This window comes from Aeromonas sp. QDB14 (genome assembly GCF_027707845.1).
Lineage (GTDB): Bacteria > Pseudomonadota > Gammaproteobacteria > Enterobacterales > Aeromonadaceae > Aeromonas > Aeromonas caviae.
The window spans coordinates 24,071-45,069 of record NZ_JAPCJD010000015.1; the positions used below are offsets into that span (position 1 = coordinate 24,071).

Consider the following 20,999-nt stretch of genomic DNA (forward strand, 5'->3'; position numbering starts at 1 on the left):
TTTCTTGGAGGAGATCGAGGTGCACTCTGTTTAATTGTCGGGACTTGCAGTAAAAAGAGGGCCTTGGGCCCTCTTTTTCATGGACGCCGCACAGAGTCCAGCGACAAGGAGAGCAAGATGACCCATGAGGCCGAGCAGGATCGGATGGTTGCCCAGCGCCGGGAGTGGGACAAGCAGAGCATCTACCTGCGGCGGCGGCTGGGCGATCCCCCCGGATCGGCAACCTGATCCCCGGATGGCCGGTGCCCGCCGGCCTGATCGCGCCCCGCTTTTATCCCTGATCTCGAGATCCCACTCTGGTTGGCACCTTTATTGCTTCAAGCCAGTCAGTGTCAATGATTTGTCTGGGAAGGGAAGATGGAAATTAGCGCAAGCAGCCTGATGCAAGAGATGCAGGCCCTCAAGGTGGAAGCCGGTGCCACGCCGTTGACCCAGCCCGGTCGTCCGGTCAGCTCGGATTTCGGCCAGATGCTGCAACAGGCCCTGGACAACGTCAACGAGTTGCAGGGCACCGCCAACGATCTGCGTACCCGCTTCGATCTCGGCGACAAGTCGGTGGATCTCTCCCAGGTGATGATCGCCGGCCAGAAATCCTCCATCGCCTTCGAGGCGACGGTGCAGGTGCGCAACAAGATGGTCGATGCCTACAAGACCATCATGAACATGCCGGTGTAACTCGGGCCCATGGCGACCGAGCATCATGAAGATGTCAGCAACAAGGACATAAACCGTGGCAACTGATCAAAACGGCGATCTGCTGATCAACAACGAGGGGGCGGCCGCCCTCGACGAGCACGAGCAGAAGAGCTCGGCGCTGGGCTTCCTGTCCAACACCGATGTGTTGCGCCAGATCACCCTGATCCTGGGGCTGACCATCTGTCTGGCCATCGCCGTCTTCATCCTCTTGTGGGGCAAGGAGCCGGAGATGCGTCCCCTCGGCACCTTCACCACCCAGGAGCTGGTCTCCACCCTGGATTACCTGGATCAGCAGAAGATCCCCTATCAGGTGGATGGCAAGAGCGTGCTGGTCAGTGCCGAAAACTATGCGGACATCCGGTTGCGCCTGACCCGCGCCGGTCTGGCCAACAACAGCGACGCCAGCAACGACGGCGAAGCCATCCTGCTCAAGGACTCCAGCTTCGGCGTCAGCCAGCGCATGGAGAGCGAGCGCCTGAAACTGAGCCGCGAGCGTCAGCTGGCGAGCGCCATCGAGCAGTTCCAGAACGTCGCCAAGGCCCAGGTGCTGCTGGCCATCCCGAAAGACAACGTGTTCGCCCGCAACGAACGCAAGCCCAGCGCCACCGTGGTCCTGAGCCTCAAGGGCAACGCCCTGGGCCAGGGTGAGGTGGACTCCATCGTCGACATGGTCGCCTCCGCCGTTCACGGTCTGGAGCCGACCCGCGTCACCGTGACCGACCAGAACGGTCGCTTGCTCAACTCCGGCTCCCAGGATCCCCTCTCTGCCCAGACCCGCAAGGAGTTTGCGATGCAGCAGAAGCAGGAGCTCGAATACAAACAAAAAATTGACGCCATCCTGATCCCGGTGCTGGGGGCCGACAACTATACGGCGGAGGTGGATCTCTCCCTCGACTTCTCCCAGCAGGAACAGACCCGCAAGACCTACAACCCGGACCTGCCGGCGGTGCGCTCCGAAATGACCATGGAAGAGAACAGCGCCAGCGGCAGCAACGGCGGGGTACCCGGCGCCCTCTCCAACCAGCCGCCCGCTGCGTCCAATATTCCCGAGCAGGCAGCCGGCGCAGAAGGAACCGCCTCTTCCGGCCGTTCCCGCAAGGAAGCGACCCGCAACTTCGAACTGGACACCACCGTCAGCCACATCCGGCGCCAGCAGGGCGGCATTCGCCGCATGACGGTGTCGGTGGCGGTGGATTACAAGGCCATCCCCGGCGCCGACGGTGCCGTGACCCGGGAAGCCCGCAGCCAGGCCGAACTCGATACCCTGCGCCGTCTGCTGAGCGGCGGTCTGGGCTTTGACGTGACCCGGGGGGATACCCTGGAGGTGGTCGCCATTCCGTTCAACCGCCCGGAACTCGAGACCGTGGCCGACATTCCCCTCTACGAGCAGCCCTGGTTCTGGCGCGCAGTGCGCATCGCCGCCTCCGTGCTGGTCATCATAGTGCTCATCGTCACCGTGGTGCGACCCATGCTCAAGCGCCTGCTCTACCCGGACGCCAAGACGGAAGGGGAGCTGGACTTCGACAACCACACCGTGCTGGGTGGCGACGACGAACTGAGCCTGCTGGCCGCCCAGGCCGAGGCAGAACCGGTATTCGGTCTGCGGGATGGTCAGCTCAAGCTGCCTGACCTGCACCGTGACGAGGATCTGCTCAAGGCCGTGCGCGCCCTGGTAGCGAACGAACCTGACCTGGCCGCCCAGGTCATCAAAGAATGGGTAACCAAAGATGCCTGAAGAGAATAAAAGCCAGGTCACCGGCAACGACATCACCGAAAGCCAGCGCCTGATCCTGGATCAGATGGGGGGCATGGAGATGGCGGCGGTGCTGATGCTGAGCCTCAACGAGGAGGACGCGGCCCAGATCTTCCGTCACCTCGAGCCCAAGCAGGTGCAGCGGCTCGGCATGTCCATGGCCTCCATGTCGGATTTCAGCCACGATCGGGTGGCGGCGGTGCATCGTCAATTTATCGACGACATCCAGAAGTACACCAACATCGGCATCGGCAGTGAAGACTTCGTGCGCAAGGCCCTGGTGGCGGCGCTCGGGGAGGACAAGGCCAGCAACCTGGTGGATCAGATCATCCTGGGCTCAGGCGCCCGCGGCCTCGACTCCCTCAAATGGATGGATGCCCGCCAGGTGGCCAGCATCATCCAGAACGAGCACCCGCAGATCCAGACCATCGTCCTCTCCTATCTGGAGCCGGAGCAGTCCGCTGAGATCCTGAGCCAGTTCCCGGAGCAGGTGCGCCTGGATCTGGTGATGCGCATCGCCAACCTCGAAGAGGTGCAACCGGCGGCGCTGCAGGAGCTCAACGACATCATGGAGAAACAGTTCGCCGGTGCGGCCGGTGCCCAGGCGGCCAAGATGGGCGGCCTGAAGGCGGCGGCCAACATCATGAACTACCTGGACACCAACATCGAAGGGCAGCTGATGGACTCCATCCGCGAGTCGGACGAGGAGATGAGCCAGCAGATCCAGGATCTGATGTTCGTGTTCGAAAACCTCATCGACGTGGACGATCGGGGCATCCAGACCCTGTTGCGGGAAGTGCCCGGGGATCTGCTGCAACGGGCCCTCAAGGGGTCGGACGACCAGATGCGGGAAAAAGTATTCAAGAACATGTCCAAGCGGGCCGCCGAGATGCTGGCGGACGACCTCGAGGCCATGGGGCCGATCCGGGTCTCCGAGGTGGAGGCCGCCCAGAAGGAGATCCTCTCCACCGCGCGCCGCCTGGCGGATGCGGGCGAGATCATGCTGGGGGCGGGTGGTGGCGAAGAGTTCCTCTAAGCCATGGGCCATGGAATGTGCGATGATGTCGGCCCCTGTACCCGGCCCTCGATAGGAGTCTCTTCGGCACATGAATGACAAGAACAGCAAACTGCGCGGCTATCTGAGGCCCGAGTCCGACACGGCGCAGATTGAGACCTGGGGCTGGCCAGAGATGGAGACCGAAGCAGAGGTCGAGACCAATGCCCTGGGGCTGGCTCCTGACTGGTATCGTCAGGAGCAGGCCGATGCGGCCCTGCCGGAAGAACAACCCGAAGAGCCCGCCCCCAGCATCACCGCCGAAGAGGTGGAGGCGATTCGTCAGGCCGCCTGGGAAGAGGGGATGCGCGATGGGCGCGAGGCCGGTTTTGCCAAGGGGCTGGAAGAGGGCAAGCTCGAAGGCTTGCAGCAGGGCCACCAGGCCGGGCTGGAGCAGGGCAGGGAAGAGGGCCTCGCCATGGGACGGGAGCAGGTGGAGCTGGAGATAGCCCGCTGGCAAGCCCTGGTCTCACGCCTGGCCACTCCCCTTGGCGAGATGGACGAGGCGGTGGAGCAGCAGCTCATCGCCCTGGTGCAGCAGCTCGCCCGCGCCCTCATCCGCCATGAGGCGCAAACCTCCCCCACGCTGCTGCTGGAGGCACTCAAGCAGGGGTTGGCCCTGCTCCCTGCCGCCGAGCAGGGGGTCACCCTGATGCTGCACCCGGAGGATGTGACCCGGGTAGAGGCCGCCTTTGGCGCCGAGGAGTGCGCCAGGCGCCACTGGCGGCTGCAAAGCGAGCCCACCTTCTCCCCCGGCGATCTGCAACTGGCCACCGAGCTTTCCAGCATCGATCTCACCCTCTGTGGGCGCATCGATCAGCTGCTGCGCAATTTCCTGCGTGACAACGCGAGCTGAGCCATGGCCCGGTTCGAACCCGTCGTGCAGCGCCCTGCTGACGGCATCATCAGGCACTCATCGTCGGAGGCGACATGACGGCACCCCTTCTTGATCGGCTTAAAGGCTACCGGGTTCGCGAGCAGGCCCCCATACCGCCGGTGGCGGGCAAGCTCACCCGGGTGGTGGGGTTGACCCTGGAAGCCATTGGCTGCCGCGCCGCCATCGGCTCCCTGTGCCGTATCGATACCCAGGATGGGGCCCTGGAGGCAGAGGTGGTGGGGTTTGCCGGGGATCGCCTGTTCTTGATGCCGAGCGAGCAGCTCAAGGGGGTCATTCCCGGCGCCCGGGTGGTGCCTGTCACCGAAGATCACGGCATTCCGGTGGGCATGAGTCTGCTTGGCCGGGTCATCGACGGCATCGGCCAGCCCCTGGACGGGCTCGGCCCCATCATCTCGTCCCAGACGGTGCAGTTCGCCCAGCACCGCATCAATCCGCTGGCCCGCCGCCCCATCCATCAACCCATGGATGTGGGGGTGCGCGCCATCAACGCCGTGCTCACCGTGGGCCAGGGCCAGCGCATGGGGCTGTTCGCCGGCTCCGGCGTCGGCAAGTCCGTGCTGCTCGGCATGATGACCCGGGGCTCGGTGGCGGACGTGGTGGTGGTGGGCCTCATCGGCGAGCGGGGCCGGGAGGTGAAGGAGTTCATCGAGGAAATCCTCGGCGCCGAGGGGCGCGAGCGCGCCGTGGTGGTGGCGGCCCCCGCCGATGCCTCCCCGCTGATGCGTCTCAAGGGGTGCGAGACGGCGCTCGCCATCGCAGAATACTTCCGGGATCAGGGGCTCAACGTGCTGCTGCTGATGGACTCCCTCACCCGTTACGCCCAGGCCCAGCGCGAAATTGCCCTGGCGGTGGGAGAGCCGCCGGCCACCAAAGGTTATCCGCCCTCGGTGTTTGCCAAATTGCCGGCGCTGGTGGAGCGGGCCGGCAACGGCAGCGACGGTCAGGGTTCCATCACGGCGTTCTTCACCGTGCTGACGGAGGGGGACGATCTGCAGGACCCCATCGCCGATGCGGCGCGGGCCATCCTCGACGGCCACATCGTGCTGGCGCGGGAGCTGGCGGATGCGGGGCACTACCCGGCCATCGACATCGAGAAGTCCATCAGCCGGGTCATGCCCATGGTCACCTCGCCTGAGCACATGGAGCTGGCGCGCACCTTCAAGCAGTTCTACTCCCTCTACCAGCAGAACCGGGATCTCATCACCATAGGCGCCTACAGCCAGGGATCGGATCCCAGGATCGACCGGGCCATCATCCAGAAACCCTATCTGGATCAGTTCTTGCAACAGAAGATGCGCGAGGTCATTCCCTACGACGAAGGCCTGCAATCCCTGCACATGGTCGCCATGCCATTGATGCGTTGAGCCGATAATGCCGCTGGAGTGCCGAGATGAGTAAAGGATTGGAGTTGCTGGCGACCCGATTGGTGGAGGCCGAGAACCAGGCCGCCATGGCGCTGGCCAAGGCGCAGCAGGACTTGAAGCTGTTTATGGAGCAGCAAGAGGCGCTGAATCAGTACCGCCAGATCTATCACCAGCAGTGGACCGACCGCGGTCTGCAGGGGATCAGCCCCCAACAGAACAGCCAGTATCACGCCTTCATCAACAAGCTCGAGAATGCGGCCACCCAGCAGTACCAGGGGGTGCTTCAGGTGCGCGAGGCGCTGGCCCAGTGCCGTACCCAGTGGCTCGAGGCCCAGCAGCGGCGCAAGGCGGTGGAGCTGTTGCTGGAGAAGAAGGCGGACAAGGTGCGCCAGAAGGCCCAGCGCCAGGAGCAGAAGATGCTGGACGATTACGCCATCCAGCGTCGTTACCACCAATCTGGCCTGTAATTTGCTTTCCATAGTCTGAACGGGCACGTGGCCTACCCCGCTGCTCGTGCTGTCATCACCGAATCGTCGCCAGGGATCCCAGCATGATACAGACCCAGTTGATTAAAACGCCCGCTCAGGTGCTTTCCAGCGACAGCAGTGCGTCCTCGGCGCTTCCCATCGGAGGAGTAGAGGGGGGTCAGCTGCCGGTCGATGGCAAGGTTGCCTTCTCCGACGCCATGGTCAGGGCCCAGCTGATGGGCAAGGCCCCCGCCAGTCAGGCCGCGATGACGCCTCAGGTGAGTGACGATATCCCGCAGACGAACGGCGCTGATGCCAAATCTTTGGCGTCTGCCGACCTCCCTGCCGACGAGACCCAGCCCGCGAGGGCGGCGGGTGACGAGCCGGGTCTGCCCCCCGACGATTTCCTTCAGCAGTTGCAGGCCTCCCTGCGTCAGGACGTGAGCCTGGTGCACCCCGCCGTGCCTCCTTCACCTCAGGGAGAGAGTGCGCCCGTCGACGGCAATGACTTGCCGCCCGAGTCGCAGCCGCTGGTCGAGTCCCGTGCCCTGTCCGGGCCCGGTGCCGAAGGCAAGGGCGTTACCGCAAAGCCTGCACCGATGCCGCCGAGCGGCCCTGTGCCGGGCAGCGCAGGACTGACCGAGCTGGCACAGACCGATCCGGTCCAGACCGTGGCGACGGCGCATGGCCCGATGCAGAATGCGTTGGCAGAAACCGGCTTGGCACAAACAGATCTGGCACAGACCGGGGCGACAGCCCGTGGCCCGATACAGAGTGGCCAGGCACAGGGCGACGTGACACAAAGCGACCTTGCCAGAGGCGCCCTGGCTCAGACCGGATTCGCAAAGGCTGAGCCAGCACTAGCAGCGGACGGCGAGACGACGCAAACCGCGGTGCGCGGCGATGTCCAGAGCGTGGATAAATCTGCTACGACCGAGGCTGGCGCAAGCAAGGGGGGACAAGGGACCCTGGCAGACGCCCTTGTGGCGAGCGACGCAGAGCTCGGATCCGCCGCTCCCGACCAGATTGCGGAGAAAGGCACGGAGAAGGGTACAGACAAGGCCGCCGACACTGGCGCAACACGGGCCAAGACCGAGGGGCCATCCCCCCTGTCCGGCGCGGAGCGGGCGGCTTTGCTATCAAAAGTGATCCCGAGCCCGGAGGCCGCTGCTGACAAGGGAACCGGCACTGCGGTACACCTCGAAGCCCCAACGGCGCAGGCCGGTGCGGCCAGGTCCTTCGGCGAGGGGCTGGTCAAGGTTGGTCTGGACAGTCAGGTGACAGCCCAGGGTGACGCGCCCAATGCCGCTGGGAACCTGCCCCGTGAGGCCAGCACCCGGGACGGGCTGACGGGCACGACCGGGGACGGCAAGCCCGGCTCGGCTCAGGACGTATCGGAGAACAAGCCGGTGCAGGCAGCCAGGCTCGAACAGAATACGACCAAGCCGGAACAGAATACGGCTCAGACCGGCAGCCCCAGCCCGGCAGCCGCCCCCGTGAGCACCCCGGAGCCGACGCTGGCGGCGCCGCAACAGATCCTGGCCCGCCAGGAGTCCCAGGGGCCCCAGGCCTCTCTGACGGCCTTGTCGGCCGGCATCCAGCAGATGGAGTCGGCCCCCGCGATGGTCAAGGTTGCCGCCGAGTTCAAGAAGAGCGATATGAAGGGGTCCCTGGACGAAGTGGGCAAGCCTGGCGTGGTTGAGACCAAGGGGGCGGGACAGACCGACGCCACGGCCTCCCTGCCGCCTGCCCAGACGGCGGCTGGCGAGAGCAAGCCCGCGGCCGAGCTCGCCGCACGGCGGGAGCCCCAGAGTCTGCCCCACCTCAAGCTGGCGACCCCTGAGGCCCCCGAGCAGCTGCACCACAAGGTGAACCTGATGCTGGCGGACAAGCTGCAACAGGCGGAGATCCAGCTAGACCCCCTGGGGCTTGGCAAGATGAAGATCCAAATCCAGATGGATGCCTCCAGCCAGGCCAGCGTGCACTTCGTGGTGCAGCATGGCCAGACCCGTGAGATGCTGGAGCAGGCCATGCCGCGCCTGCGCGACATGCTGGCAGGGCAGGGGATCCAGCTCGGCCAGACCGTGGTGCAACAACAGGCGCAGCAGCAAGCCTTCCAGCAGCAGGGGCAGTCATCCTCCCAGGGTCAGTCCGGTTTCGGTGACCAGGGGCGACAGGGGGGAAATGGCGGCGGCAGCGATGGCAGAGAGGCCGAGGGGAGCGCTCGCAACCTCACGCTGCTGGTGGAATCGGCAAACGACGCCGGAATCGATTTCTATGCTTGATGCATTCTTAAGTAAGTTTATGATACCGAACAAGTTTGAGACTAGGGTGGACAAGGGATGGCAGACGATAACGAACTGACGCTGAAGGATCCGGCGGCAGGCAAGAAAAAGAAGCTGATCATGATAGTCGCCCTGGCCGTCGTGCTCCTTGGCGGGGGCGGCGCTGGCGCCTGGTTCATGCTCGCCGGTGGGGATGAGCCCGCTGCCGAAAAAAGCGAGGCCAAGCCGGAGGCGAACACGCCCCAGCCCTCGCTCTATGTGGGCATGCCCCGTCCCTTCGTGTTCAACGTGGCGGGAGGCCAGCGGGATCGGCTGGTGCAGATCAAGATCCAGCTGATGGTGCGTGGCACCGCCGACGAAACCCTGGCCAAACAGAACATTCCCCTGATCGAAGGCACCTTGCTGCGGGTCTTCAGCTCGGCGACCGCCGAACAGCTGATGACCTTCGAGGGCAAGGAGAAGCTGCGTCAGGATTCGCTGGAAGAGTGCCGCCGGGTGCTGAACGACCTGGTCTCTTCTCCCGTAATCGAACAAGTGCTGTTTACCGGCTTTGTCATGCAATGAAAGGTGAAGCGTGAGCGATCTGTTAAGTCAGGACGAGATTGATGCCCTGCTGCACGGCGTCGACGATGTCGAGGAGGAGGAGCTGGGAGCTGCCGGGGATCCCGGTATCGCCCAGTTCGACTTCTCCTCCCAGGACCGCATCGTCCGCGGCCGCATGCCGACCCTGGAGCTGGTGAACGAACGGTTTGCCCGCCACATGCGCATCAGCCTGTTCAACATGATGCGGCGCACTGCCGAGGTCTCCATCAACGGCGTGCAGATGCTCAAGTTCGGCGAATATGTCCACACCCTGTTCGTGCCCACCAGCCTGAACATGGTGCGTTTCCGCCCCCTCAAGGGGACGGCGCTCATCACCATGGAGGCGCGACTCGTCTTCATCCTGGTGGAGAACTTCTTTGGCGGTGATGGCCGCTACCACGCCAAGATCGAGGGGCGGGAATTCACCCCCACCGAGCGGCGCATCATCCAGATGCTGCTCAAGCTGGTGTTCGAGGACTACAAGGATGCCTGGGCGCCGGTGATGGACGTGGGCTTTGAATACCTCGACTCCGAAGTGAACCCGGCCATGGCGAACATCGTCAGCCCCACCGAGGTGATCGTGGTGAGCTCCTTCCACATCGAGCTGGACGGCGGTGGCGGCGACTTCCACGTGGCCATGCCCTACTCCATGCTGGAACCCATCCGCGAACTGCTGGATGCGGGGGTGCAGAGCGACAAGGGGGATACCGACGTGCGCTGGAGCAAGGCCCTGCGCGACGAGATCATGGACGTCAAGGTGGAGCTCAAGGCCAAGCTGCTGGAGACCGAGCTCTCCTTGCGTGAGCTGATGGAGCTCAGACCCGGGGACATCATCCCGGTGGAGATGCCGGAGAACCTGCTGGTCTTTGTGGAGGACTTGCCCACCTTCCACGCCAAGATGGGGCGTACCAAGGAGAACGTGGCGCTCAAGATCACCGACAAAATCAAGCGCCCTGACGGGGTCAAGACAGAGATGCATCTGGTGACTCGCGGGGGCGTGCGCATTGATGGCGAAGCCGAGCTGGAAGAGCTCGAGCGAAGCATCTCTGACAAACACCCTGATTGATCCTCCCCCCGGGGAGGTGTTGCAACACTGAGGAATTGAAGATGAGCGGAACCGATGACGAGCAGGATTTGATGGCTGACGCTTGGGCGGCCGCACTGGAGGAGCAGGTTACGGCCGAAGCCAAGCCTGCCCCCCTGGAGGAGTTGAAGGACGAAGCCCCCATCAGCGCCGAAGAGCGGCGCAAGCTGGACACCATTCTGGACATCCCGGTGACCATCGCCATGGAAGTGGGCCGCAGCCAGATCAGTATTCGCAACCTGCTGCAACTGAACCAGGGCTCCGTCGTGGAGCTGGATCGGGTGGCGGGTGAGCCCCTGGACGTGCTGGTCAACGGTACCCTGATCGCCCACGGCGAGGTGGTGGTGGTGAACGACAAGTTCGGTATCCGCCTCACCGACGTCATCAGCCAGATTGAAAGGATCAAGAAGCTCAAATGATCCGTGTGCTTCCGTTGTGGCTGTTTTCCCTGCCTGCCCTGGCCAACCCGGGGGTAGGGGCGAATCCCCCCAGCCTCACCTCCTGGCTGCTCTCCAGCCTGATGGTGATCGGCCTCATTCTGGTGCTCGGCTTCCTGCTCAAGAAGAGCAAGCTCTCCCAGGTGATGGGAGGGGGCCAGATGAAGGTCATCGCCACCCTGCCCCTTGGCTACAAGGAGAAGCTGATGGTGGTCAAGGTGGGCGGCCAGCAGCTGCTGGTCGGGGTGACGCCGCAGCAGGTCAACTTCCTCTATCGCCTGGAGGAGCCGCTGGACGAGAGCCAGCCTCAGGCGTTCTCCGAGCAACTGGGCAAACTGATGGGCAAGCATGAACAACGTTAACTGGACCCGGTGGCTGGCACTGCTCTGCCTGGTGCTCTCGCCCCTGGCGATGGCCCAGGACGGCATGTCTGCACTCACCGTCAAGACCATGGCGGATGGCAGTCAGGAGTACAGCCTGACCCTGCAGGTACTGGCGCTGATGACCGCGCTCTCCTTCCTGCCGGCCATGGTGATCATGATGACCTCCTTCACCCGGATCATCGTGGTGCTCGGCATCCTGCGCCAGGCCATCGGTCTGCAGCAGAGCCCCTCCAACCAGGTGCTGATCGGCATCGCCCTCTTCATGTCGTTTTTCATCATGTCGCCGGTGCTGGATCGCATCAACAACGAGGCGTTGCAGCCCTATCTGGCCGAGACCATCGGGGCCAAGGAGGCCCTGGAGAAGGCGGAGCTGCCCATTCACCAGTTCATGCTGGCCCAGACCCGGGTCAAGGATCTCAATACTTTCATGGAGATAGCGAACGTGCAGGTAGCCGAGCCTGCTGACGTGCCGCTGCGGGTGCTGATCCCGGCCTTTGTCACCAGCGAGCTCAAGACCGCTTTCCAGATAGGCTTCATGCTGTTTCTGCCCTTCCTGGTCATCGATCTGGTGGTCGCCAGTATCCTGATGGCCATGGGGATGATGATGCTCTCCCCCATGCTGGTCTCCCTGCCGTTCAAGCTGATGCTGTTCGTCATGGTAGATGGCTGGAACCTTATTCTGGGCTCCCTGGCCACCAGCTTCGGGCTGGGCTCGGGTGGTTAGGGGAGGGCAGACCCTCCCCCGGCTCTCCCATTCACTCGGGGAGGAAGCGAGGCCTCTCTTTCTCTCGAAAGAGGAGGCCAGGAGGATGCGGCCCTGGGCAAACCCATCAAAAGGAGCGAGCAATGAGTCCTGAAACCTTCGTCGACGTCTTTCGCGAGGCGCTTTGGCTGGTGACCATCATGGTGTGCGCCGTGATCCTGCCGAGCCTGATGGTGGGGTTGGTGGTCGCCATCTTCCAGGCCGCCACCTCCATCAACGAACAGACCTTGAGCTTCCTGCCCCGTCTGGTGGTCACCCTGCTGGCCCTGGGGGCGGGGGCTCACTGGGGATTGCAGAGTCTGATGGACTTCTTCCAGCTGATGGTGAGCCAGATCCCCGAGGTGGTGGGCTGATGCCAGCCAAGGGCCACTCTTTTGCTCTGGCCGAGGCAGACCGGGGCCTGCGTCCTCCCGTTGGCTTGCCCCTGCCGGGAGTGTTGCTGTCATGACCTACACCACAGCGCTCATCATGGAGTGGCTCTCCTCCATCCTCTGGCCTCTGGCCCGGGTGAGCAGTCTCCTGATGGTGATGGCGGTCTTCGGCAGCCGGCTCGCCCCCGCCCATATCCGTATCGGCCTGGCGCTGGCGATCACCCTCATCATCGCCCCCCTGCTGCCCCCCATGCCGAAGATCGAGCTCTTCTCCCTAGGCAGCTTCCTGGTGCTGGGGCAGCAACTGCTCATCGGCATCGCGCTCGGCCTCATGACCCAGTTCCTGCTGGAGACCTTCGTGATGGCGGGTCAGGTCATCGCCATGCAGACCAGCCTGGGCTTTGCCACCCTGGTGGATCCCATGAACGGCCAGTCGGCTCCCGTGGTGGGCCAGTTCTACCTGATGCTGGCAACCCTGGTGTTTCTCGCGGTGGACGGCCACCTGCTGATGCTGCGCATGGTGGTGCTGAGTTTCGAAACCCTGCCGGTATCTGACAGCGGGCTCACCCTGCCTGCCATCCGCAGCCTGGTGAGCTTTCTCGGGGTCATGTATCAGGCTTCTCTGGTGATGGCGCTTTCGGCCATCATCGCCCTGCTGCTGATCAACTTCGCGTTCGGGGTGATGACCCGTGCGGCCCCCCAGCTCAACATCTTCAGCATCGGCTTTGCGGTCAGCATGATGTCGGGCCTGTTCATCCTCTGGCTCACCATAGGTGGCTTCATGGGGCACTTCGACGCGCTCTGGGAGCGGGTGCAGGAGACCAGCTGCGAGCTCATCAACGTCCAGTGCTTCGGGGGCCAGCATGACTGAGGCCCTCCCGGTTGCGGCCCTTTTGCTGCCAGTCTGGCGGGCCGCCAGTCGGCTGATGCCGGCAGGAGGCCAGCATGGCTGATACCGATCAGGAACGCACAGAACAACCCACGGGCAAACGACTGCAACAAGCCCGGGAAAAAGGGCAGATTGCACGTTCCAAGGAGCTGGGTACCGCCAGCGTCCTGCTGGCGACCGTGTTCGGCCTCCTGATGATCAAGGAGAGTCTGGCAGGGGCCATGATCAAGGTACTCACCATGGGCTTTACCCTGGACCGGGATCAGGCGTTCGACCCCAATGCCATGGGGGCCATGGTGCCTGCCCTGCTGGGGGAGCTGATCCAGCCTCTGGGGCTGCTGTTCATGCTGGTGATCATCGCCGCCTTCGTCGGCAACACCCTGCTCGGCGGGATGAACTTCTCCTCCGAGGCCATGCTGCCCAAGTGGAGCAAGCTGAGCCCCCTGAGCGGCATCAAAAGGATGTTTGGGGTGCAATCTCTGGTGGAACTTGTCAAATCCATCGCAAAAGTGGTGTTTATCAGTCTGTTTGCCTGGTGGATGCTGTCGAGCCAGTTCAACCATCTGCTGAATCTCTCTCTTGAGGGCTTTCCCGGCGGCATCGTCGATGCCCTGGACCTGCTGCTCTGGATGCTGATCATCCTCTGCTGCGCCCTGATCCCTATTGTCGCCATCGATGTGCCGTTCCAGAGCTGGAACCACAATCGCCAGCTCAAGATGACCAAGCAGGAGATCAAGGACGAGTTCAAGGACAGCGAAGGCAAGCCCGAGGTCAAGGGGCGGATACGCCAGTTGCAGATGCAGATGGCCATGCGCCGCATGATGGGGGATGTCCCCAAGGCCGATGTGATCATCACCAACCCGACCCACTACTCGGTGGCGCTCAAATACGATGCGGGCAAGCCGGGGGCGGCGCCCAAGGTACTGGCCAAGGGGGTCGACGAGGTGGCGATGAAGATCCGGGAGATCGGTCGCGAATACGACATCCCCGTCATGTCCTCCCCGCCGCTCACCCGGGCCCTTTACCACGCCACCGAGATTGGCCAGGAGATCCCGGAGGGGCTCTTCGCCGCCGTCGCCCAGGTGCTGGCCTATGTCTATCAGCTCAAGAAGTTCCGCCGTGGCCGCGGCCGGCGCCCGACCCCCATCGCCAAGGATCTGCCCATTCCCCCCGAGTTTCGCAAATAACGCAGTGGTGGCAGCCTGATCCCGGGTTCTCTCCCTTGCGCCCCCGCGTTTCGCAAATAAAGCGGTGGGATGGCCCCACCATCCGGTCTCTCCCTTGTGTCGCAAACAAGGCCGCAATCTCCCTGTCGAGGCGCGTCGCCTCGCCCCATGGCCTGGGCTGGCCTTTGGCCTGCTTGGTGAAGGCAGCTTCCCCCCTGTCACCATTCCCCGTGACGCTAACGACGGACTTCTGACAGCGTTAAAATAAAAACCATATAAATCAATGCATTGAATCCTTGGCTTGATATTTGCTTTAATCCGCTATTGGCAGTTTATCATTGAGATGCACGATGGGATTCAAAGCGGGACTGGGCCGTTTCAAAGAGTACAAGTGGCTGCTCAGCAGAGGGGTAGGGACGCCGCTGCTGGTATTGGCCTCTCTGGGGATGGTGGTACTCCCCATTCCGCCCCTGATGCTGGATATCCTCTTCTCCTTCAATATCGCCCTCTCCATCGTGGTGCTGCTGGTGGCGGTCTATACCCGCCGCCCCCTGGAATTTGCCGCCTTCCCCACCGTCTTGCTGATCGCCACCCTGCTGCGGCTCGCCCTCAACGTTGCCTCCACCCGGGTGGTGTTGCTGGAAGGCCACAACGGCAGCGCGGCGGCGGGCCATGTGATCGAGGCGTTCGGCAACGTGGTGATCGGCGGCAACTATGCCGTGGGCATCATCGTCTTCATGATCCTGGTGATCATCAACTTCGTGGTGGTCACCAAGGGTGCGGGCCGGATCTCCGAGGTGAGCGCCCGCTTCACCCTTGACGCCATGCCCGGCAAGCAGATGGCCATCGATGCGGACCTGAACGCCGGTCTCATCAACCAGGAAGAGGCCAAGAAGCGCCGTCAGGACGTGACTCAGGAAGCGGACTTTTACGGCTCCATGGACGGTGCCTCCAAATTCGTGAAGGGGGATGCCATCGCGGGCATCATGATCCTCTTCATCAATATCATCGGCGGCTTCATCATCGGCATGATGCAGCACCAGCTCACCTTCGGCGAAGCGGCCCAGGTCTATACCCTGCTCGCCATCGGTGACGGTCTGGTCGCCCAGATCCCCTCGCTCCTGCTCTCCATTGCCGCGGCCATCATCGTTACCCGTCAGAATACCGACCAGGACATGGGGACAGCGGTACTCGGCCAACTGTTCGAAAATCCCAAGGCGCTGGTGATCTCCGCCGGCATCCTGCTGATGATGGGCAGCGTACCCGGCATGCCGCACCTGGCTTTCCTGAGCCTGGGGGCGGTGGCGGCGGCGGGCGCCTGGTGGCTGCTGCGCCGCGAGAAGCAGAACAAGGCGAAGGCGGCGAGCGGCGAACTCATGCCGGCCCAGGGGGATGCCCCGGTGGAGCAGAAGGATCTCAGCTGGGACGACGTCATGCCGGTGGACATCATCGGCCTGGAGGTGGGTTATCAGCTGATACCTCTGGTGGACAAGAATCAGGGGGGCGAGCTGCTCAACCGGATCAAGGGGGTGCGCAAGAAGCTCTCCCAGGAGCTGGGCTTTCTGGTGCCTGCCGTCCACATTCGCGACAACCTGGATCTTGCCCCCAACCAGTACCGCATCACCCTGATGGGCGTGAGCACGGGGGAAGCCACCGTCTATCACGACAAGGAGATGGCCATCAACCCGGGGCAGGTGTTCGGCCAGATCCACGGTATCGCCACCCAGGACCCGGCGTTCGGGCTGGAGGCGGTCTGGGTCGCCAAGGAGCAGGTCTCCCAGGCCCAGACCCTTGGCTACACCGTGGTCGATGCGGCCACCGTGGTGGCTACCCACCTGAGCCAGATCCTCTCCAACCATGCGGCGCTGCTGCTGGGTCATGACGAGGTGCAACAACTGCTCGACATGATAGGGAAGCATCAGAGCAAGCTGGTGGAAGGACTGGTTCCCGAGGTGATCAGCATGGGCAACCTGGTGAAGGTATTGCAGAATTTGCTCAATGAAGGCGTGCCAATTCGCGATATGCGCACTATCCTGCAGACCCTCGTGGAATATGCGCCCCGCAGCCCGGACCCGGAAGTGCTGACCGCAGCCTGCCGGATCGCCCTGCGCAGATTGATTGTGCAGGAGATTGCCGGCCCCGAGCCCGAGCTGCCGGTGATCACCTTGTCACCAGAACTGGAACGTATATTGCATCAATCCCTGCAAGCAGGTGGGGGAGATGGCGCCGGTATCGAACCGGGACTGGCGGAGCGGATGCAACGCTCCCTGGTGGAAGCCACTCAACGACAAGAACTGGAAGGCCAGCCGGCCGTGCTTCTGACATCGGGGATATTGCGCAATACCCTGGCGAAATTTGTCAAGAATGCCATTCCTGGATTACGCGTGCTGTCCTATCAGGAAGTGCCTGACGACAAGCAGATCCGCATCGTCAGTGCGGTGGGACAGGGCTAGTTAGCGGAGATGACGGGTGAAGATTAAGCGGTTTTTTGCCAAAGACATGCGCACGGCGCTGGCCGAGGTCAAGGAGACTCTCGGACCCGATGCCGTCATCATGTCCAACAAAAAGGTCACCGGTGGGGTGGAGATAGTCGCGGCCGTCGATTATCAATCCCAGGTACCGGGGCCTAAAGACGCGCCGGTTCGCCGTCAGTTGAATGAAGAGAGCGTCAATATCTCGTCTGCGGGCAAGCAGATGACGAGGTCGGCGCCACCCAAGGAACAGAACGAATACTACGCCGATACCCTGGCGGCCCTGCTGGCACGCCAGCAGAAGCTCAATCCGGCCAACCCGGCGGGTGGCAATGCCGCACCGGGATCATGGTCTGGCAACGGAGGCAACGGTCAGCCAGCTTCGGCCTCCTGGCCCGCCAATGGCGCTGCCGGCACCCAGTCCGCCGGACTGGCGGGCGCGGCCAGAGCTCCCAGAACCCTGGCCGAACAGGGCCAGTGGGGAGCAGCTCCCGAGCCCGCCAAGCCCAAGGCCCGTCCTGCCGCCGCCCCGCGCCAGGCCCAGTCCGCCCAGCGGGATCAGGAGATGGAGGGGATGCGCAAGGAGATGGCCAGCATCCGCAAGCTGCTGGAGCACCAGATCTCCGGCCTGATGTGGCAGGAGGTGGAACGCCGCGAACCCATGCGCGCCCTGCTCATCAAGGAGCTCAAGAAGATGGGGTTCGACGACGCCTTCGCCGATCAGCTGGCGGGCCTCATCCCCGAAGACATGCCGATCCATCAGGCCATGGCCCAGCTGGCCGAGGTGCTGACGGCCCAGCTCAAGATCAGCGAGGACGAGATCCTGCGTCAGGGAGGGGCGGTGGCCCTGCTCGGACCGACCGGGGTGGGCAAGACCACCACCATCGCCAAGCTGGCGGCCCGCTTTGCCATGAAGTATGGCGCCGAGCAGGTGGCGCTCATTACCACGGACAACTACCGGATCGGGGCCCACGAACAGCTGCAGACCTATGGTCGCATCATGGGTTGCCCGGTGCGGCAGGTGCGGGACGCCGAAGAGCTGGCCAGTGCCCTCTATCAGTTCCGCCATCGCCGGCTGGTGCTCATCGACACCGCCGGGATGGGTCAGCGGGATATCCGCCTGACCGAACAGCTCGACACTCTGGTGAAGAATGCCAAGGTGCGTATCCGCAGTTATCTGGTCATGTCGGCCACCTCCCAGCGACGTGTGATGCAGGAGGCGGTGGATCACTTCCGGCGCATTCCGCTCTCCGGCTGCATTCTGACCAAGCTCGACGAGAGCCTGAATCTGGGTGAAGTGATCAACGTGTGCATTCAAAACGCCCTGCCCATCAGTTACATCACCGACGGGCAACGGGTGCCGGAAGATATTCAAGTTGCCAACGCGGCGCTGCTGGTCGGTGCCGCCATGGGGTCGCTGGAACGGGAAGCAGAAGATCCCTATTTCTGGGGATCGGGTTTTGGCGAATCCGAAGATTCGGAGTTTTATGAGTAACATGTATATGGATCAGGCGAGTGGTCTGCGCAAAATGCGTCAAAACAATCGAGTGAAAGTGATCGCCGTGTCCGGAGGCAAGGGGGGCGTCGGCAAGACCAACGTGACCCTGAACGTGGCGGGAGCCATGGCCGCCCAGGGCAAGCGGGTGTTGGTGCTGGACGCTGACCTTGGCCTGGCCAACGTCGACGTCATGCTGGGGCTGAGGGTGCATCGCAACCTCTCCCATGTGCTGGCGGGGGAATGCACCCTGGATGACATCATCGTCGAGGGGCCCTACGGCATGATGATAGTGCCAGCCACCTCGGGTACCCAGTCCATGGTCGAGCTCTCCCCGGTACAACATGCCGAGCTCATCCGCGCCTTCAGCGAGATGAAGACCCAGGTGGACGTGTTGCTGGTGGACACGGCGGCGGGGATTTCCGACATGGTGCTGAGCTTCACCCGCGCCGCCCAGGACATCATGGTGGTGGTGTGCGATGAACCCACCTCCATCACGGATGCCTACGCGCTCATCAAGATCCTCTCCAAGGATCACGGTGCGTTCCGCTTCAAGGTGGTGGCCAACATGGTCCGCTCCCTGCGCGAGGGGCAGGAGCTGTTCGCCAAGCTGACCCGGGTCACCGACCGCTTCCTGGATACCTCCCTGGAGCTGGTGGCCTGCGTGCCTTACGACACCAACCTGCGGGCCGCGGTGCGCAAGCAGAAACTGATAGTTGAGGCGTTTCCAAAATCCCCTGCCGCCCTGGCATTTCGTGCCCTGGCGAACAAGGCGGCGAGCTGGCCCATCCCGAATCAGCCGGGGGGCCACCTCGAATTTTTCCTGGAAAACTTGTTGCAAAAGCCGGTCATAACACAGGAAGACTCCCGTGAATAAAGCCCAAGCATACTTGCGTCATCAGGATTCCTACGTGCTGGTCGAGCGACACGCTCCGCTGGTCAAGCGGATTGCCCAGCATTTATTGGCTCGCCTGCCAAGCAGTGTCTTGCTGGATGACCTGATCCAGGCAGGTATGATTGGGCTGCTCGAAGCTTCCCGCAACTTTGACGGTAGCAAGGGCGCCAGCTTTGAAACCTATGCCGGCATCCGCATCCGTGGTGCCATGCTCGACGAGATCCGCCGTGGGGACTGGGTGCCCCGCTCGGTGCACCGCAACAGCCGTGCCATCGCAGAAGCGATCGAGAACGTGGAGCAGGCCCATGGCCGGGATGCCAGAGACACCGAGGTGGCCGCCAATATGGGGGTGTCCCTCGGGGAGTACCATGCCATGCTGCAGGATGTCTCCTGCGGCAAGATCATCGGCATCGAGGATCTGGGCGTCAGCGAAGATGTCATCGGTCATCCCGATGAAGGCAACGGTCAGGGAGGATTCGACGATCTGGCGGCTGAACGCTTCCAGGGGGCCCTGGCGGAGCACATCGCCCGCCTGCCGGAGCGGGAGGCGCTGGTGCTCTCCCTTTATTACGATGAAGAGCTGAATCTGCGCGAGATCGGTGAAGTATTGAGTGTAAGTGAGTCTCGGGTGAGCCAGATTCATAGTCAGGCCATGCACAGGCTGCGCGCCCGTTTGCGAGATTGGAATTTATAAGTGGTTGTACTGGCTACACTGGAGCACAACTCTAAGGCATAATCCGCACCATAAAACCTGCGATCTGCATCATGTAAGTGAGCCGTCTTGGCGGCTATTTAGGAGGAACTTTGGACAAGAACATGAAAATCCTCATCGTCGATGACTTTTCAACGATGCGCCGGATTATCAAGAACTTGCTGCGTGACCTGGGATATAACAATACCCATGAAGCAGACGATGGCAACACGGCGTTGCCGATGCTGAAAAATGGCGACTTCCAGTTCGTGGTCACCGACTGGAACATGCCCGGCATGCAGGGCATCGACCTGCTCAAGGCGATTCGCCTCGACGACAAGCTCAAGCACCTGCCGGTTCTGATGGTGACAGCCGAAGCCAAACGCGAGCAGATCATCGAAGCCGCCCAGGCCGGGGTCAATGGCTATATCGTCAAGCCGTTCACCGCTGCCACCCTCAAAGAGAAGCTCGACAAAATCTTTGAACGTATCGGCTAAGGAGCGGCAGGGATGAAGGCCAAAACGAGTGCCATGATCTCGCTTGACCAGGCAAGGATGCTGGTTGCCCACCTGGAGCGGGAAGAGTTTGAACAGGCCGATACCATCCTCGCCGATGTGTGCGCCCCCAACGCGGCGGCCCTGTTTGACAAGGTGGGGCAGCTGACCCGCCAATTGCATAACTCATTGCAGGATTTTCGCCTGGATCCCAGGATCCCCGACCTGGCCACCCATGAGATCCCGGATGCCCGGGAGCGTCTGAGCTATGTCATCGACATGACGGACAAGGCGGCCAATCGCACCATGGATGCGGTCGAGGCAAGCCTTCCCATCGCCGATCGACTCAACGACAACATTCAGCTGGTCATGCCCAACTGGAATGCCCTGATGAGCCGGGATCTCGAGCTGGGTCAATTCAAGGCGCTGTGCCATCAACTGAATGATTTTATTAAGGCTTCTGAGACGGATGCCGATAAGTTACGACAACTGCTGACGGAAATTCTGATGGCTCAGGATTTCCAGGACCTGACCGGTCAGATGATCCGCAAGGTGATCAAACTGGTGCAGGAAGTTGAAACGAAGTTGATAGAGATGCTGACCATGTTCGGTGAGGGCGTTAGCGACAATTCGGCACGTAGCCTGCCAGTGAGCGGCATCGAGGCGGAAGGCCCCATCATGAACCCGCAGACCCGCTCAGATGTGGTCAATGGTCAAGATGATGTGGACGATCTGCTGTCTAGCCTGGGATTCTAATGGAG

22 protein-coding genes are annotated in these 20,999 nt (G+C 62.6%); all 22 read left to right on the forward strand.

Features of this window, described 5'->3' with window-relative positions; all coding sequences use genetic code 11:
• Positions 1-63 precede the first annotated feature (63 nt).
• The 22 genes from PG887_RS07205 (at position 64) to PG887_RS07310 (ending at position 20,994) form a co-directional block, all read left to right on the forward strand.
• Positions 64-228, forward strand: a complete 165-nt coding sequence (locus PG887_RS07205) for a hypothetical protein (protein ID WP_270821405.1) — start codon at positions 64-66, stop codon at positions 226-228.
• 129 nt (positions 229-357) lie between these two features.
• Complete coding sequence (fliE, locus tag PG887_RS07210) at positions 358-675, forward strand: flagellar hook-basal body complex protein FliE (RefSeq protein ID WP_029314161.1); 318 nt, start codon at positions 358-360, stop codon at positions 673-675.
• Between the two features lie 55 nt (positions 676-730).
• The gene (fliF, locus tag PG887_RS07215) at positions 731-2,431 is read left to right on the forward strand and encodes a flagellar basal-body MS-ring/collar protein FliF (protein ID WP_270821406.1); all 1,701 of its coding nucleotides are present in this window, start codon (positions 731-733) and stop codon (positions 2,429-2,431) included.
• A complete protein-coding gene (fliG, locus tag PG887_RS07220) occupies positions 2,424-3,485 on the forward strand; it encodes a flagellar motor switch protein FliG (protein WP_010673917.1) in 1,062 nt (353 codons plus the stop codon). The genes fliF and fliG overlap by 8 nt, the downstream gene beginning before the upstream one ends.
• A 70-nt stretch (positions 3,486-3,555) precedes the next feature.
• A complete protein-coding gene (fliH, locus tag PG887_RS07225; RefSeq protein WP_010673918.1) occupies positions 3,556-4,359 on the forward strand; it encodes a flagellar assembly protein FliH in 804 nt (267 codons plus the stop codon).
• A gap of 74 nt (positions 4,360-4,433) precedes the next feature.
• Positions 4,434-5,765, forward strand: a complete 1,332-nt coding sequence (gene fliI / locus PG887_RS07230; RefSeq protein ID WP_270821407.1) for a flagellar protein export ATPase FliI — start codon at positions 4,434-4,436, stop codon at positions 5,763-5,765.
• A 26-nt stretch (positions 5,766-5,791) separates the two neighbouring features.
• The gene (gene fliJ / locus PG887_RS07235; protein WP_104455532.1) at positions 5,792-6,232 is read left to right on the forward strand and encodes a flagellar export protein FliJ; all 441 of its coding nucleotides are present in this window, start codon (positions 5,792-5,794) and stop codon (positions 6,230-6,232) included.
• A gap of 83 nt (positions 6,233-6,315) precedes the next feature.
• Positions 6,316-8,517 carry a flagellar hook-length control protein FliK gene (locus PG887_RS07240; RefSeq protein ID WP_270821408.1) on the forward strand — a complete coding sequence of 734 codons (2,202 nt, stop codon included), beginning with the start codon at positions 6,316-6,318 and terminating at the stop codon, positions 8,515-8,517.
• A 57-nt stretch (positions 8,518-8,574) separates the two neighbouring features.
• Positions 8,575-9,081, forward strand: coding sequence for a flagellar basal body-associated protein FliL (fliL, locus tag PG887_RS07245; RefSeq protein WP_010673922.1), 507 nt, complete (start codon positions 8,575-8,577; stop codon positions 9,079-9,081).
• A 10-nt stretch (positions 9,082-9,091) separates the two neighbouring features.
• The gene (gene fliM, locus PG887_RS07250; RefSeq protein ID WP_010673923.1) at positions 9,092-10,165 is read left to right on the forward strand and encodes a flagellar motor switch protein FliM; all 1,074 of its coding nucleotides are present in this window, start codon (positions 9,092-9,094) and stop codon (positions 10,163-10,165) included.
• A gap of 41 nt (positions 10,166-10,206) precedes the next feature.
• Positions 10,207-10,602, forward strand: a complete 396-nt coding sequence (gene fliN, locus PG887_RS07255) for a flagellar motor switch protein FliN (RefSeq protein ID WP_010673924.1) — start codon at positions 10,207-10,209, stop codon at positions 10,600-10,602.
• Positions 10,599-10,982 carry a flagellar biosynthetic protein FliO gene (gene fliO / locus PG887_RS07260; RefSeq protein WP_270821409.1) on the forward strand — a complete coding sequence of 128 codons (384 nt, stop codon included), beginning with the start codon at positions 10,599-10,601 and terminating at the stop codon, positions 10,980-10,982. Before fliN ends, fliO begins: the two co-directional genes overlap by 4 nt.
• Entirely contained in the window at positions 10,969-11,727 is a 759-nt protein-coding gene (gene fliP / locus PG887_RS07265) for a flagellar type III secretion system pore protein FliP (protein WP_270821410.1), read from the forward strand. Before fliO ends, fliP begins: the two co-directional genes overlap by 14 nt.
• Positions 11,728-11,849: 122 nt before the next feature.
• Positions 11,850-12,119 carry a flagellar biosynthesis protein FliQ gene (gene fliQ, locus PG887_RS07270; RefSeq protein ID WP_010673927.1) on the forward strand — a complete coding sequence of 90 codons (270 nt, stop codon included), beginning with the start codon at positions 11,850-11,852 and terminating at the stop codon, positions 12,117-12,119.
• 91 nt (positions 12,120-12,210) lie between these two features.
• Positions 12,211-13,008 (forward strand): flagellar biosynthetic protein FliR, encoded by a 798-nt coding sequence (gene fliR / locus PG887_RS07275; RefSeq protein ID WP_010673928.1) that lies wholly within the window; start codon positions 12,211-12,213, stop codon positions 13,006-13,008.
• Positions 13,009-13,082: 74 nt separating this feature from the next.
• Positions 13,083-14,213: a flagellar biosynthesis protein FlhB gene (gene flhB / locus PG887_RS07280; RefSeq protein ID WP_041212629.1), complete on the forward strand. Its 1,131-nt coding sequence runs from the start codon at positions 13,083-13,085 to the stop codon at positions 14,211-14,213.
• 329 nt (positions 14,214-14,542) lie between these two features.
• Entirely contained in the window at positions 14,543-16,645 is a 2,103-nt protein-coding gene (flhA, locus tag PG887_RS07285; RefSeq protein WP_010673930.1) for a flagellar biosynthesis protein FlhA, read from the forward strand.
• A 16-nt stretch (positions 16,646-16,661) separates the two neighbouring features.
• Positions 16,662-18,158, forward strand: coding sequence for a flagellar biosynthesis protein FlhF (gene flhF, locus PG887_RS07290; RefSeq protein ID WP_210537997.1), 1,497 nt, complete (start codon positions 16,662-16,664; stop codon positions 18,156-18,158).
• A 1-nt stretch (position 18,159) separates the two neighbouring features.
• Positions 18,160-19,035, forward strand: coding sequence for a MinD/ParA family protein (locus PG887_RS07295; RefSeq protein ID WP_270821416.1), 876 nt, complete (start codon positions 18,160-18,162; stop codon positions 19,033-19,035).
• Positions 19,028-19,747: an RNA polymerase sigma factor FliA gene (locus PG887_RS07300; protein ID WP_029314170.1), complete on the forward strand. Its 720-nt coding sequence runs from the start codon at positions 19,028-19,030 to the stop codon at positions 19,745-19,747. Before PG887_RS07295 ends, PG887_RS07300 begins: the two co-directional genes overlap by 8 nt.
• A gap of 122 nt (positions 19,748-19,869) precedes the next feature.
• The gene (gene cheY, locus PG887_RS07305; RefSeq protein ID WP_425278782.1) at positions 19,870-20,241 is read left to right on the forward strand and encodes a chemotaxis response regulator CheY; all 372 of its coding nucleotides are present in this window, start codon (positions 19,870-19,872) and stop codon (positions 20,239-20,241) included.
• Positions 20,242-20,253: 12 nt separating this feature from the next.
• Positions 20,254-20,994 carry a protein phosphatase CheZ gene (locus PG887_RS07310; protein WP_041212633.1) on the forward strand — a complete coding sequence of 247 codons (741 nt, stop codon included), beginning with the start codon at positions 20,254-20,256 and terminating at the stop codon, positions 20,992-20,994.
• Positions 20,995-20,999: the final 5 nt, after the last annotated feature.